At 57.8% G+C, this 14,493-nt stretch carries 13 protein-coding genes; 9 read left to right on the top strand and 4 right to left on the bottom strand.

The features are described 5' to 3' along the window. The first annotated feature begins 102 nt into the window (after positions 1–102). Complete coding sequence (locus K7H21_RS01340; protein WP_142445845.1) at positions 103–1,374, top strand: acid phosphatase; 1,272 nt, start codon at positions 103–105, stop codon at positions 1,372–1,374. A 167-nt stretch (positions 1,375–1,541) separates the two neighbouring features. Here K7H21_RS01340 and envZ read toward each other — a convergent pair whose 3' ends face one another. Together envZ and ompR are read right to left on the bottom strand one after the other, a co-directional pair. Further along, positions 1,542–2,903 (bottom strand): two-component system sensor histidine kinase EnvZ, encoded by a 1,362-nt coding sequence (envZ, locus tag K7H21_RS01345; protein ID WP_004126293.1) that lies wholly within the window; start codon positions 2,901–2,903, stop codon positions 1,542–1,544. Continuing rightward, complete coding sequence (gene ompR, locus K7H21_RS01350) at positions 2,900–3,619, bottom strand: osmolarity response regulator transcription factor OmpR (protein ID WP_001157751.1); 720 nt, start codon at positions 3,617–3,619, stop codon at positions 2,900–2,902. Before ompR ends, envZ begins: the two co-directional genes overlap by 4 nt. A gap of 237 nt (positions 3,620–3,856) precedes the next feature. On the opposite strand from ompR, the gene greB reads away from it, so the two are divergent. From greB to feoC, 5 genes are all read left to right on the top strand, one after another. Continuing rightward, complete coding sequence (gene greB / locus K7H21_RS01355; protein ID WP_004106676.1) at positions 3,857–4,336, top strand: transcription elongation factor GreB; 480 nt, start codon at positions 3,857–3,859, stop codon at positions 4,334–4,336. A 101-nt stretch (positions 4,337–4,437) separates the two neighbouring features. Then, positions 4,438–6,768: a Tex family protein gene (locus tag K7H21_RS01360; RefSeq protein ID WP_004126291.1), complete on the top strand. Its 2,331-nt coding sequence runs from the start codon at positions 4,438–4,440 to the stop codon at positions 6,766–6,768. 411 nt (positions 6,769–7,179) lie between these two features. Further along, the gene (gene feoA / locus K7H21_RS01365) at positions 7,180–7,407 is read left to right on the top strand and encodes a ferrous iron transporter A (protein ID WP_004126281.1); all 228 of its coding nucleotides are present in this window, start codon (positions 7,180–7,182) and stop codon (positions 7,405–7,407) included. Between the two features lie 27 nt (positions 7,408–7,434). After that, positions 7,435–9,753 (top strand): Fe(2+) transporter permease subunit FeoB, encoded by a 2,319-nt coding sequence (feoB, locus tag K7H21_RS01370; protein WP_004126277.1) that lies wholly within the window; start codon positions 7,435–7,437, stop codon positions 9,751–9,753. A 9-nt stretch (positions 9,754–9,762) separates the two neighbouring features. Then, a complete protein-coding gene (gene feoC, locus K7H21_RS01375; protein ID WP_004126276.1) occupies positions 9,763–9,999 on the top strand; it encodes a [Fe-S]-dependent transcriptional repressor FeoC in 237 nt (78 codons plus the stop codon). A 220-nt stretch (positions 10,000–10,219) separates the two neighbouring features. On the opposite strand, the gene K7H21_RS01380 is transcribed toward feoC, so the two are convergent. Next, positions 10,220–10,489 carry a YdgH/BhsA/McbA-like domain containing protein gene (locus tag K7H21_RS01380; RefSeq protein WP_004106665.1) on the bottom strand — a complete coding sequence of 90 codons (270 nt, stop codon included), beginning with the start codon at positions 10,487–10,489 and terminating at the stop codon, positions 10,220–10,222. 111 nt (positions 10,490–10,600) lie between these two features. After that, positions 10,601–11,383, bottom strand: a complete 783-nt coding sequence (bioH, locus tag K7H21_RS01385; protein ID WP_004126275.1) for a pimeloyl-ACP methyl ester esterase BioH — start codon at positions 11,381–11,383, stop codon at positions 10,601–10,603. Positions 11,384–11,421: 38 nt separating this feature from the next. Here bioH and gntX point away from each other — a divergent pair, with 38 nt between their 5' ends. The 3 genes from gntX (at position 11,422) to gntT (ending at position 14,377) form a co-directional block, all read left to right on the top strand. Beyond that, on the top strand, positions 11,422–12,096 hold the full coding sequence (gntX, locus tag K7H21_RS01390; RefSeq protein ID WP_112165980.1) for a DNA utilization protein GntX: 675 nt from the start codon (positions 11,422–11,424) through the stop codon (positions 12,094–12,096). Positions 12,097–12,154: 58 nt separating this feature from the next. Beyond that, positions 12,155–12,730, top strand: coding sequence for a Fe-S biogenesis protein NfuA (gene nfuA / locus K7H21_RS01395; protein WP_004126273.1), 576 nt, complete (start codon positions 12,155–12,157; stop codon positions 12,728–12,730). Positions 12,731–13,060: 330 nt separating this feature from the next. After that, complete coding sequence (gntT, locus tag K7H21_RS01400; RefSeq protein ID WP_004126272.1) at positions 13,061–14,377, top strand: gluconate transporter; 1,317 nt, start codon at positions 13,061–13,063, stop codon at positions 14,375–14,377. The last annotated feature ends 116 nt before the right edge of the window (positions 14,378–14,493 follow it).

Genomic DNA, 14,493 nt, shown 5'->3' on the forward strand with positions numbered 1-14,493 from the left:
CCGCTTAAAGCGTTGCAAAACATAACCGTGTCATAAAAGCGTCAAAGAGAAGGGCTAGCGTCACGTAAAGGCAAGGTAATGGTTTGAATAAAAGGAAAAATAATGAAACTGCACATCACGCTACTCGCATCGGCGTTAATGCTGGCGCTGCCGGCGCTGGCGAAAGAGGTTCCTTTGAATCAGGCGGCGGCAATCGCCAACGGCGTGACGCCAGCCGCCGCCAGCCCGGCGTTTGATGCGCTGGAGAGCCAAAGCCTGTCGCAGCTGCGCAACGCGCTGAAGGGCGATGCGGTAACTCTGACTCGCGACCAGCTCGAACACGCCAGACAGAATAAAACCCAGGCGGATACCGCATGGCTGAAGGCCAGCGGTTATGACTTCCAGGCAAAAGCCAACCAGCAGGCGGGTATTGCGCTGCTCTCGGCGTTCACTGCGTTGCCGAAGGCGGTAATTGAGCAAAATCTGGCGACGGTCACCGCCATCAATCGCGATGCCGTACAGACCTCCCGACATCAGGCGCTGGCGGATGCCGAGGGCATCAGCTATCTCTACTTCCTCAGCGATGCGCTGGGGCCGCGTCTCGGCAAAGCGTTCCTCGCCGCCTACGACAAAGGCGAGCTCGGTAAGGCGGCGGCGCTGATCAAAGCGTCTGAAGTGAGTACCGGGGCGGCGAAAAAACACTTTAACAACCCGCGCCCGTTCCTGATTCAGGGCAATACCATCCATCTGGTGCCGGACGATGTGGTCGTTAAGGACAATGAGCCCTATACCGCCGACGGCGGCTCGTTTCCGAGCGGGCACACCAACACTGGCTATACCGACGCTCTGCTGATGGCGGAGATGATCCCGGAGCGCTTCGACGCGCTAGTGACCCGCGGCGCCCGCTATGGCTATTCGCGCATCGTGCTGGGCGTGCATTATCCGCTGGACGTGATGGGTTCGCGGATGGTGGCGCAGCGCAACGTCGCCCACTATTTGAATGACGCGAAGTATCGCGGGCTGTTTAATGAGGCGCGCGACCAGCTGCGCGCCGCGCTGGAGAAGGAGTGCGGCACGACGCTGGCGGAGTGCGCGAAGGTGCCTGCAAAAGACGATCCGTATAGCGACCCGGCGATGAAGGCGTTTTATCGCTTTACCATGACCTACGATCTGCCGCAGCAGAAGGGCGAAAAACCGAGCCTGAAGGTGCCGCAGGGGGCTGAAGTGCTGCTGGAGGCTGCGTTACCGAATCTGTCCGCCGCGCAGCGTCGGGCGCTGATGGTCAAAACGGCGCTGCCCGCAGGGTATCCGCTCTCCGGTGAGAACGACGCTCAGCAGTTCTGGCAGCGGCTGAATCTGCCGGCGGCGTATCAGATGGCGAATAAAGCGCATTAAACGTAACGCGATTGGGGCTTGTCCCGGAGGCAGCGCTGTCGCACCTGTCCCGGCTACAAAGGCGATGCGGGGTTTACAGGAGCCGCTGTTCCGGTAGGCCCGGGCAAGCGTAGCGCCGCCGGGCGGTTTTATGTGGGCGTACCGGATGGGGTTGGTTTAAGGTCGATCTAGCTCTCTTTTGAGGATTTTACCGCAGGCAGAGCGCGGTTCATCGGTACCGGCAGCCAGGCGCGAATTAATAATCCGCCGCGTTCGCTGGAGCCAAGTTCCAGCTTACCGTTATGGTTATCGATAATGCGCTGAACGATAGCCAGGCCGAGTCCGGTTCCGCTAATCGTTCGGGCGCTATCGCCGCGCACGAACGGCTGGAACAAATGCTCACGCTGCTCCGGTTTAATCCCTGGACCGTCATCTTCTACCTGGAACCAGGCCCGGTTCCCCTCGCTGCCGCTGCTGACTTTAATCCAGCCGTTGCCATAGCGGGCGGCGTTGACCACCATATTCGCCAGCGCGCGTTTGATGGAGAGCGGATGCACGCGCAGTGGGATCTCGCCCGGCTGCAGATCGGTGGCGATCTCTCGCTCGTAGCCGCTCTCCGCCGCAATCACTTCCCCCAGCACCGCGTTAAGGTCCGTCAGCTCCATCGGCATCTCCTGACCGGTGCGCAGGTAGTCGATAAACTGTTCAATAATGGCGTTACACTCTTCGATATCTTTATTAATCGACTCGGCGAGGTAGCCGTCCTCTTCGCCCATCATCTCCGTCGCCAGACGAATACGCGTGAGAGGGGTGCGTAAATCATGGCTGACGCCGGCCATCAGCAGCGTACGGTCGTCCGCCAACTGCTTCACGCCAGCCGCCATATGGTTAAAAGCGCGGGTCACCGACCGCACTTCCGATGCGCCGTATTCGCGCAGCGGCGGGGGAATAATGCCTCGCCCGACCTGCAGCGCCGCGTGCTCCAGGTCGACCAGCGGTCGGTTCTGAATACGAATAAAGAGCCAGGCGCCGCCGATCGCCAGCAGCATGATGGCAAGGGTGTAGCGGAACAGCGGCGAGAAGTCGCCCTGGTGGATTTCGGTCAGCGGTACGCGCACCCAGATATTGGGGGAGAGCCAGGTTTTCAGCCACACCACGGGCGAGCTTTTATTCACTTCCACCCGCACTTCGGTCGGCCCGCCGAGCTGGTGCGCCATCTGCTGACTTAAGAATTCATAATGCTGCGCCCAGCGCAGGCCTGCGTCTTCCGCCGCTTCGTTGGAATAGAGCGAAATGCCCAGCTCGCGGTAAATCTCGCGGCGAAACGCCGGCGGCACCACCAGCTGGGTGCCGTCTTCCAGCTGCAGTTTATCGGTCATCAGCATACGCACTTCGTAGGCCAGAACCTTATTAAACTGCTGGAGACTGGGCAGGATCGCGAAATTCAGCACCACTAAATAGGTCGTCACCAGGCTGGCGAACAGCAGGGTGACGATCAGTAACAGGGTACGGGCAAACGAGCTTCGCGGCGAAAAGCGCACGCGTTTCATGCCTTAGAGCCGTCCGGGACGAAAACGTAGCCCAGGCCCCAAACGGTCTGGATATAGCGAGGATGCGCCGGGTCTTCTTCCACCATGCGGCGCAGGCGGGAGATCTGTACGTCGATGGAACGTTCCATGGCCGAATATTCACGGCCGCGGGCGAGGTTCATCAGCTTATCGCGGGATAAGGGTTCGCGCGGATGGCTCACCAGCGCTTTCAGTACCGCGAATTCACCGCTGGTCAGCGGCATAGGCTCATCTTCGCGGAACATCTCGCGGGTGCCGAGGTTCAGCTTGAACTTACCAAAGGCGATCACCGCCTCTTCCTGCGAAGGCGCGCCCGGCAGTTCGTTAGCCTGGCGGCGCAGCACGGCGCGGATACGGGCCAGCAGCTCGCGCGGGTTGAACGGTTTTGGGATGTAGTCGTCGGCGCCGATTTCCAGGCCCACGATACGGTCAACTTCTTCCCCTTTCGCCGTGACCATAATGATCGGCATCGGGTTGCTCTGGCTGCGCAGGCGGCGGCAAATGGACAGGCCATCTTCGCCCGGCAGCATGAGATCCAGCACCATGAGGTGGAAGGATTCACGGGTCAGCAGGCGATCCATCTGTTCAGCGTTCGCCACGCTACGAACCTGGAAGCCCTGCTCGGTCAGATAACGTTCGAGTAGCGCACGCAGGCGCATGTCGTCATCGACAACCAGAATCTTATAATTCTCTTGCATTGTTTATACTCCCAAAGGTTCACTGCAATTGTCAGTACGTATTCTCAAAAAAGCCCGGGTCGCCCACCAGCGAAATCTGGTATATATTCCAGGCTAAATTGTTACAAAGCATATTTAACAGCAGCTTAAGTATACATTTAAGCATAAGACACATTATTTATCCTGTTGCTATGATGACGTGCGACGAATTGTGCGCAGCATTGCACAAAGATCTGTAATCAGGAGCCGGAACCTTCGATGAAAACGCCGCTGATCACCCGTGAAGGGTATGAAAAACTGAAGAAAGAGATGGATACTCTGTGGCGCGAAGAACGTCCGGAAGTCACCAAAAAAGTGACCTGGGCGGCGAGCCTCGGCGACCGCAGTGAAAACGCCGATTACCAATACAATAAAAAGCGCCTGCGTGAAATTGACCGCCGGGTGCGCTACCTGACCAAGTGCCTTGAGCAGCTGAAAATCGTCGATTATTCGCCGCAGCAGGAGGGGAAGGTCTTTTTCGGCGCATGGGTGGAGATTGAAAACGATGCGGGCGAGACGAAGCGTTTCCGGATTGTCGGCTACGATGAAATCTTTGGCCGCAACGACTACATCTCCATTGATTCGCCAATGGCGCGCGCGCTGCTGAAAAAAGAGGTCGGCGATTTAGCTATCGTGAACACCCCCGCGGGCGAGGCGGCCTGGTACGTGAACGAAATTGAATACGTCAAAGCCAAATAGGCCCGGAACATTCCGAGAGGCTTTGGTCGCGGCTGGCATTTTAGCGTGTCAGTCCGTATAACTATCCCCCTGATTTTTGATCCTAAAGATGAATTAAACCGATGATGAATGATTCGCTCTGCCGCATTATTGCGGGTGAACTTCAGGCCAGAGCTGAACAGGTAGAAGCTGCCGTTCGCCTGCTTGATGAAGGGAACACCGTGCCGTTTATCGCACGCTATCGTAAAGAAGTCACCGGCGGTCTGGATGACACGCAGCTGCGTAATCTGGAAACCCGCCTCGGTTATCTGCGTGAACTCGAAGATCGCCGTCAGGCAATCCTGAAGTCCATCGGCGAACAGGGCAAACTGACCGAGGCGCTGGAAAAAGCCATCAACGGGACCTTGAGTAAGACCGAACTCGAAGACCTCTACCTGCCGTACAAACCGAAGCGCCGCACCCGCGGACAGATCGCCATTGAGGCAGGGCTGGAGCCGCTGGCTGAGCTGCTGTGGAACGAACCGTCCCACGACCCGGAAACCGAAGCCGCCAAATATATCGACGCCGATAAAGGCGTCGCGGACAGCAAAGCCGCTCTCGACGGCGCGCGCTATATCCTGATGGAGCGCTTTGCGGAAGACGCCGCCCTGCTGGCAAAAGTGCGTGACTATCTATGGAAAAACGCCCACCTGGTGGCGACCGTCGTCAGCGGTAAGGAAGAGGAAGGGGCGAAATTCCGCGACTACTTCGACCATCACGAACCGATCGCCACCGTGCCGTCGCACCGCGCGCTGGCGATGTTCCGCGGCCGCAACGAAGGCGTGCTGCAGCTCTCTTTAAATGCCGACCCGCAGTTCGACGAGCCGCCGAAAGAGAGCCATGGCGAGCAAATCATTATCGACCATCTCTGCCTGCGCCTGAACAACGCCCCGGCGGACAGCTGGCGTAAGGGCGTGGTGAGCTGGACGTGGCGCATCAAGGTGCTGATGCACCTCGAAACCGAACTGATGGGTACCGTACGCGAACGTGCGGAAGATGAGGCAATTAACGTCTTCGCCCGCAATCTGCACGACCTGCTGATGGCCGCGCCGGCCGGGCTGCGCGCCACCATGGGCCTCGATCCGGGTCTGCGCACCGGCGTTAAAGTCGCCGTTGTTGACGGTACCGGCAAGCTGGTGGCTACCGATACCATCTACCCGCATACCGGGCAGGCCGCTAAAGCGGCGGTGGCGGTTGCCGCGCTGTGTGAAAAGTACAACGTTGAGCTGGTGGCTATCGGCAACGGTACCGCTTCGCGTGAAACCGAGCGTTTCTTCCTCGACGTGCAGAAGCAGTTCCCGAAAGTGACCGCGCAAAAGGTTATCGTCAGCGAAGCGGGCGCGTCCGTGTATTCCGCCTCCGAGCTGGCGGCGCTGGAGTTCCCGGATCTCGATGTTTCCCTGCGCGGAGCGGTCTCTATCGCCCGTCGTCTGCAGGACCCGTTGGCCGAGCTGGTGAAGATCGATCCGAAATCTATCGGCGTCGGCCAGTATCAGCACGATGTCAGCCAGACCCAGCTGGCGCGTAAGCTGGACGCGGTGGTGGAAGACTGCGTGAATGCCGTCGGCGTCGACCTGAACACCGCTTCCGTCCCGCTGCTCACCCGCGTTGCCGGTCTGACCCGCATGATGGCGCAGAATATCGTCTCCTGGCGCGATGAGAACGGTCAGTTCCAGAACCGCCAGCAGCTGCTGAAGGTGAGTCGTCTGGGGCCGAAAGCGTTTGAGCAGTGCGCAGGCTTCCTGCGCATCAACCACGGCGACAACCCGCTGGATGCCTCAACCGTGCACCCGGAAGCGTATCCGGTGGTGGAGCGCATTCTGGCGGCGACTCAGCAGGCGCTGAAAGATTTGATGGGCAACAGCGGCGAACTGCGTAATCTGAAAGCCGTTGATTTCACCGATGAGAAATTCGGCGTGCCGACGGTGACCGACATCATCAAAGAGCTGGAAAAACCGGGCCGCGACCCGCGTCCAGAGTTTAAAACCGCCCAGTTCGCCGATGGCGTAGAGACCATGAACGACCTGCTGCCGGGGATGATCCTCGAAGGCGCGGTGACCAACGTCACCAACTTCGGCGCGTTTGTCGATATCGGCGTTCACCAGGACGGCCTGGTGCATATCTCTTCCCTGTCGAATAAGTTCGTTGAAGATCCGCACACGGTGGTCAAAGCGGGCGATATCGTGAAGGTCAAAGTGATGGAAGTCGACCTGCCGAGGAAGCGTATCGCGCTGACGATGCGTCTGGACGAACAGCCTGGCGACAGCAACGCGCGCCGCGGCGGCGGAAGCGATCGTCCTCAGGGTAACCGCCCGGCGGCGAAGGCCGCTAAACCTCGCGGTCGCGAAGCGCAGCCAGCGGGCAACAGCGCGATGATGGACGCGCTGGCGGCGGCAATGGGTAAAAAACGCTAGTCTCTTTCCGGCCCCTTTTCTGAGGGGCCGTTTCTCCTCTGCTCTTCGCCATATTGCGCAAACAAGCATCAGTATTTTCTTATAACCTCTTAATAAGCGCGAATTGCGGATAATGAGATTATTATTTTCATTTCATTAACCAATGACACCTTTATTAAACATTTGCTAAGCAGAAATAATGATTCTCGCTACGGCCTTGACAAAATAGAGTTTGCTCAATATCAACAAATGCTCAATTTCCTGTTTAAAAAAAGAATCGAGCGCATTATATGTATTGATGATAAAAACTATTCTCATTATCATTATTTCCATTGAATATTTTTTATTCTTCGTTGGCTACGGTCCCTGGCGCCGCGTTTCCGGCGCATACGGAAAACTCTCTTTTCAGTTGGCGATAAACAAGTAGGTCCTATGCAATTCACACCTGATAGTGCGTGGAAAATCACCGGCTTCTCCCGCGATATTAGTCCGGCATATCGGCAGAAGCTGCTGTCCCTCGGGATGCTGCCGGGGTCGTCTTTTAATGTGGTCCGCGTGGCGCCGCTCGGCGACCCTATTCATATTGAAACCCGACGCGTTAGCCTGGTATTACGTAAAAAGGATCTTGCGTTAATTGAGCTGGAAGCGGTTGCACAATAATGCCTGACCGGCACTAAGAGTATGAATATGAAAAAATTAACCCTTGGTTTAATTGGTAATCCAAATTCCGGGAAAACAACGCTGTTTAACCAGCTCACCGGCGCGCGCCAGCGTGTCGGGAACTGGGCGGGGGTGACCGTTGAGCGCAAAGAGGGTGGCTTCAACACCACCGATCATCAGGTCACGCTGGTAGACCTTCCTGGCACGTATTCCCTGACCACCATCTCCTCGCAAACCTCGCTGGATGAGCAGATTGCCTGCCACTATATTCTCAGCGGCGACGCCGACATGCTGATAAACGTGGTCGATGCCTCCAATCTGGAGCGTAACCTCTATCTGACGCTACAGCTGCTGGAGCTCGGCATCCCCTGCGTGGTCGCGCTGAATATGCTCGATATCGCGGAAAAACAGAACATCCGCATTGATGTCGACGCCCTGGCCGCCCGCCTCGGGTGCCCGGTGATCCCGCTGGTCTCCACCCGCGGGCGCGGTATCGAAGCCTTGAAAATGGCTATCGACCGCCATCAGCAGAATCAGGATATTGAACTGGTGCACTATCCGCGGCCGCTGCTGCGGGAGGCGGACAAGCTGGCGGAGATAATGGCCGCGGACATTCCGCCGCGCCAGCGCCGCTGGCTGGGTTTACAGATGCTTGAAGGCGATATTTATAGTCGCGCCTTCGCCGGAGACGCCGCCCACAAGCTGGACGTAGCCCTGGCGAATTTGAGCGAAGAGCTGGATGACCCTGCGCTGCACATCGCCGATGCCCGCTACCAAAGCATTGCCGCCATTTGCGATGCGGTCAGTAATACCCTCACTGCCGAGCCCAGCCGCTTTACCACAGCGATGGATAAAGTGATCCTCAACCGCTTCCTCGGCCTGCCGGTCTTCCTGTTCGTTATGTATCTGATGTTCTTGCTGGCGATTAATATTGGCGGCGCGCTGCAGCCTATTTTTGATGCCGGTTCCGTCGCTATCTTTATTCACGGCATACAGTGGATTGGCTACTCTCTTCACTTCCCGGACTGGCTGACGGTGTTTCTCGCCCAGGGGATTGGCGGCGGTATCAATACCGTGCTGCCGCTGGTGCCGCAGATCGGCATGATGTACCTGTTCCTCTCTTTCCTTGAAGACTCTGGCTATATGGCGCGGGCGGCGTTTGTCATGGACCGCCTGATGCAGGCGCTGGGTCTGCCGGGGAAATCCTTCGTGCCGCTCATCGTAGGTTTTGGCTGTAACGTCCCGTCGGTGATGGGCGCGCGTACGCTTGATGCGCCGCGCGAGCGTCTAATGACCATTATGATGGCGCCGTTTATGTCGTGTGGCGCGCGGCTGGCGATTTTCGCCGTCTTCGCCGCCGCCTTTTTCGGCCAGAACGGCGCGCTGGCGGTCTTCTCCCTGTACGTGCTGGGGATTGTGATGGCGATTGCGACCGGATTGATGCTGAAGCATACCATTATGCGCGGCGAAGCATCGCCGTTTGTGATGGAGCTACCGGTGTATCACGTTCCGCACGTGAAAAGCCTGCTCATCCAGACCTGGCAGCGCCTGAAAGGCTTCGTCCTGCGGGCAGGTAAAGTTATCGTCATCGTCAGTATCTTCCTCAGCGCGCTGAACAGCTTCTCGCTGAACGGTAAGATCGTCGATAACATCAACGACTCGGCGCTGGCGTCGGTCAGCCGGGTGATTACCCCGGTGTTTAAGCCGATTGGCGTACATGAGGATAACTGGCAGGCGACCGTCGGCCTGTTTACCGGCGCGATGGCGAAAGAAGTGGTGGTCGGGACGCTGAACACCCTCTACACCGCCGAAGATATCCAGAACGAAGCGTTTAATCCGCAGGCGTTTAACCTCGGCGATGAGCTACTGGCCGCGGTAGATGAGACCTGGCAGAGCCTGAAAGACACCTTTAGCCTGAGCGTGCTGGCCAACCCTATCGAAGCCAGTAAAGGCGACGGCGAAATGGCAACCGGCGCGATGGGCGTGATGGGCAGCAAATTCGGTAGCGCCGCTGCGGCGTACAGCTACCTGATTTTCGTCCTGCTCTATATTCCCTGCATCTCGGTCATGGGGGCGATTGCCCGTGAGTCGAGCCGTGGCTGGATGATGTTCTCGGTTCTGTGGGGGCTGAATATCGCTTACTCGCTCTCTACGCTGTACTACCAGACCGTCAGCTTTAGCCAGCATCCGCGCTATAGCCTGGTGTGCATTCTGGCCGTTGTGTTATTTAATATTGTGGTCTTCGGCCTGCTGCGCAGAGCACGTAGCCGGGTGGACGTCTCGCTGCTGGCGACGCGCAAAACGCCGTCGTCCTGCTGCCAGAGTCCGGCTGGCGATTGTCACTAAGGAGCGATGATGGCGTCGTTAATTGATGTGCGCGATATGCTGGCCCTGCAGGGGAGGATGGACGCAAAGCAGCTCAGCGCCCGCCTGCAAGCGCCGCAGCCGTTGATCGACGCGATGCTGAGCCGCCTGGAAGCGATGGGTAAAGCGGTGAAAGTGACCGAGGATGCCGATGGCTGCCTCTCCGGCAGCTGTAAAAGCTGCCCGGAAGGCAAAGCCTGCCTGCGGGAGTGGTGGTCGCTGCGCTGATGGGTATGTAAAGGTTGATTTCCCCGGATTGCGGCTTACGCCTTATCCGGGCTACACGCCTGTGCGGTTTGAGTCTGGTAGCCCGGGTAAGGCGTTTACGCCGCGACCCGGGAGATTCAATCATAGATTTGTACGGTTTTGGGGTGGGGAGCGCGTACAGTCTCACCGCGACGCCTCCGGGCCCAGGGCTGCAAGCGGGTCCTGAGACCCGCTTTCTGGCTTACTTGTAGACGTCCGCGTTAGCGTGAACCGTTTTCTCGTTCTTCTCGCCTGCAATCACCACGAAATAGGTGCCACCCAGCTCATCCGCTTTTTTCGACAGATCGCGCTTTGCATCCATCGGAGAGGTCGTTCTTGAGGTGGTAATAGAACCAATTTTGGTCAGGTTCATCTTAGCCACTTCGTCTTTTTGAATTTCCTTGGCGGCGAATGCGCCGAAGGACAGGGAGCCAATCACCAGAGATGCAACAATTCCTGTAACAAGTTTCATAGCCTCTACTCTCCATTAGGTTGTTTTTTTTAGGTCACGGGTCCGGCGTGAAATAGTCAACCCCCGCAACAACCTAAGTATTGCTGCACCTTGCGTTTTTACCACGTCCCGCTAAAAAAATTTATCGATCTCATGCTTCAGCTCAATCAGCGGAGCGCAAAACGTCTGCGGATGTGAAATGAATGGCGCATGGGCGGCTTTATCGAAGACAATCGACGTGCTTTTTGGCCACAGCGCATCGAGAACCGGGATGATTTTACGCGGCACCAGGCCATCCAGGCGACCGTACAGGCGCAAAAACGGCACGTCGAGGGTAGTCAACGGCTGGCGTAAATCGGCGGTTTTGAGGATCTCCAGCCCGCCGTTTAAAACCTCCGGCGACGGCATCGGTAGCGACAGTACCGTGCTCTTCAGCGCTCTCGCATCCTGACGCGCGCTTTCGGTACCCATGGTTTGCAACGCCAGAAAGCGTTCGACGGTGCGTTGAAAATCTTCGCTCAGCTGCTGCTGAAATCCGCTCAGCACGTCGGGCTTAATGCCGGGCCAGCTGTCGTGAGCGCTGAAGCAGGGGGAAGAGGCGACGGTGACCAGCGCCTGCACGCGATCGGGATGGGATAACGCGACCTGGCTGGCCACCAGCCCGCCGAGGCTCCAGCCTAGCCAGATCGCGCGATCCGGCGCTTTTTCCAGCACCCGCTGCGCCATCTCTTCCAGCGACATCGCGCCAAAGCCGCCGCTGCGGCCATAGCCAGGAAGATCGACGAGGTGCAGCGTAAAATGCGAAGCCAGCTGCGGCGTGATGCAATCCCACACTTTGGCATTCAGCCCCCATCCGTGCAGCAGCACAAGATGACAATTTCCTTCGCCCGTGGTCTGCCACGCGATCGTTTTCATCAGTTACTGTTCTCTTTCCACCAATATGAGGGGGAAATATGCTAACAGCACACAGCTTATGCTGGCTATGCCAAATGCCGCTAGCCATCGCCGACTGGGGGATCTGCTCGCGATGCGCGTCGGCGCTGCTGGCGTCTGAACCGCTGTGCCCGCAGTGCGGCCTGCCGGCCCAATCAAGCGCGCTGCCCTGCGGGCGCTGCCTGCAAAAACCGCCGCCGTGGCAGCGGCTGGTGACGGTGAATGACTATCGACCGCCGCTGAGCGGCCTGATTCACCAGCTGAAATTCAATAAGCGGCCCGAGCTGGCCCCGGCGTTGGCGCGTCTGCTGCTGTTGCGCATTCGCCTGCGTCGGGATCTTCCCCGCCCGGACCGGATAATTAGCGTGCCGCTCTGGCAGCGGCGCCAGTGGAAGCGGGGGTTTAATCAGAGCGACCTGCTGTGTCGGCCGCTATCCCGCTGGCTGGGCAGCGCCTGGCGTAGCGACGCGCTGACCCGTCGGCGCCGTACCGGCACCCAGCATCAGCTCAGCGCCAGATTGCGTAAACAGAATCTGAAAAACGCCTTTCAGCTTGAATTGTCGCTACAGGGTCACCATATCGCCATTGTGGATGATGTCGTCACAACCGGAAGCACCGTCGCCGAGATATCCCGCCTGCTTTTGCGAAACGGCGCCGCGACGGTTCAGGTATGGTGTATATGCCGTACCTTGTAGACCCCTGCTGATGGGCGTATTATAACCCAGTAAAATAGTCAACTATTAGGCCAACGCTATGATCCGTATTTCCGATGCTGCACAAGCGCACTTTGCCAAACTGCTGGCAAATCAGGAAGAAGGGACACAAATTCGCGTATTTGTGATCAATCCCGGCACCCCTAACGCCGAGTGCGGCGTGTCCTACTGCCCACCGGATGCGGTGGAAGATTCCGATACCGCGCTGAAGTTTGAACAGCTCACCGCTTATGTCGATGAACTTAGCGCGCCGTATCTGGAAGACGCTGAAATCGATTTTGTTACCGACCAGCTGGGCTCCCAGCTGACGCTGAAAGCGCCAAACGCCAAGATGCGCAAAGTGTCCGACGATGCCCCGCTGATGGAGCGCGTCGAGTACCTGCTGCAGTCGCAAATTAACCCGCAGCTGGCCGGTCACGGCGGGCGCGTCACGTTGATGGAAATCACCGAAGATGGCCTGGCGATCCTGCAGTTCGGCGGCGGCTGCAACGGCTGTTCGATGGTCGACGTGACGCTGAAAGAAGGGATCGAGAAGCAGATGCTAAACGAGTTCCCGGAACTGAAAGGCGTACGCGATCTGACCGAACACCAGCGCGGCGAGCACTCCTACTACTAATTATCCGCCCGGTTGCCTTTGCGCAGCCGGGCGGCTCCCCCATGTTACCGCGCAACATTCCCCGCTAAGCGACCCGGCAAAAACCCGGGAAAGAGTATGACTTAAGTCTCATATTTGAAATTTTCACCGCCCAGGTGATTCTCAAACTTCATATGTTACCCGTATCATTCACTTCAGGCGCCACAGATAAAAAAATAGCCAGCTATCCTTTCTCTGGGTAAGGATAAAGCCAGCTTCTACGGCGTCAGACATTTTTTGTTCCGGTCGGAACGGATGAAGTCAATGTTGAAACTATGACGTTACCCATAACAAATTAAGGCCAGGTAAATCATGCCATTAGTCATCGTTGCTATCGGGGTTGCCCTGTTATTGTTGCTGATGATCCGTTTCAAGCTGAACGGGTTTATCGCTCTGGTTCTGGTGGCACTTGCCGTCGGGCTCATGCAGGGTATGCCTCTGGATAAAGTTATCGTCTCCATCAAAAACGGCGTTGGGGGAACCCTCGGCAGCCTCGCGCTGATCATGGGCTTCGGCGCGATGCTCGGTAAAATGCTGGCGGACTGCGGCGGTGCGCAGCGTATCGCCACCACGCTGATTGCCAAATTTGGTAAACAACATATTCAATGGGCGGTTGTGCTGACCGGTTTTACCGTCGGCTTCGCCCTGTTCTATGAAGTGGGCTTCGTACTGATGCTGCCGCTGGTCTTTACCATCGCCGCATCCGCCGGTATCCCGCTGCTCTATATCGGCGTGCCGATGGCGGCCGCGCTCTCCGTGACGCACGGTTTCCTGCCTCCGCACCCGGGCCCGACGGCGATTGCCACTATTTTCCATGCCGACATGGGCAAGACCCTGCTGTTTGGTACGATTCTGGCGATCCCGACGGTTATCCTCGCGGGCCCGGTTTATGCGCGCTTCCTGAAAGGCATCGATAAGCCGATTCCGGAAGGGCTGCATAACCCGAAAACCTTCACTGAAGAAGAGATGCCGGGTTTTGGCGTCAGCGTCTGGACCTCGCTGGTCCCGGTTATCCTGATGGCGATGCGCGCCGTGGCCGAGATGGTTCTGCCGAAAGGCCACGCCTTCCTGCCGATCGCTGAATTCTTCGGCGACCCGGTGATGGCGACGCTGATCGCGGTACTGATCGCGATGTTCACCTTCGGTCTCAACCGCGGTCGTTCAATGGAGCAGATTAACGATACGCTGACCTCCTCGATCAAAATCATCGCCATGATGCTGCTGATCATCGGCGGCGGCGGCGCCTTCAAGCAGGTGCTGGTCGATAGCGGGATGGATAAATACATCGCCTCTATCATGCATGAATCCAATATGTCCCCGCTGTTTATGGCGTGGTCGATTGCTGCGGTTCTGCGTATCGCGCTGGGTTCCGCCACCGTTGCGGCTATCACCGCGGGCGGTATCGCCGCGCCGCTGATCGCCAGCACCGGCGTGAGCCCTGAACTGATGGTTATCGCCGTTGGCTCCGGCAGCGTTATCTTCTCCCACGTTAACGATCCGGGCTTCTGGCTGTTTAAGGAATACTTCAACCTGACCATCGGCGAGACCATTAAGTCGTGGTCAGTGCTGGAAACCATTATCTCCGTGTGCGGTTTGATCGGCTGCCTGCTGTTGGGTATGGTGGTGTAAGCCAGTTATCGCCTTAAAACGGGCCGGGTCGCCGCGATGCGAACCCGGCTTTTTTATGCGTGATGGCCACAACGGCCAGACTTATCGCAGTAATACCCGCCTGCGCGCGGCGCCTG

The sequence above is a fragment of the Klebsiella sp. CTHL.F3a genome, assembly GCF_019890895.1.
Lineage (GTDB): Bacteria > Pseudomonadota > Gammaproteobacteria > Enterobacterales > Enterobacteriaceae > Klebsiella > Klebsiella grimontii.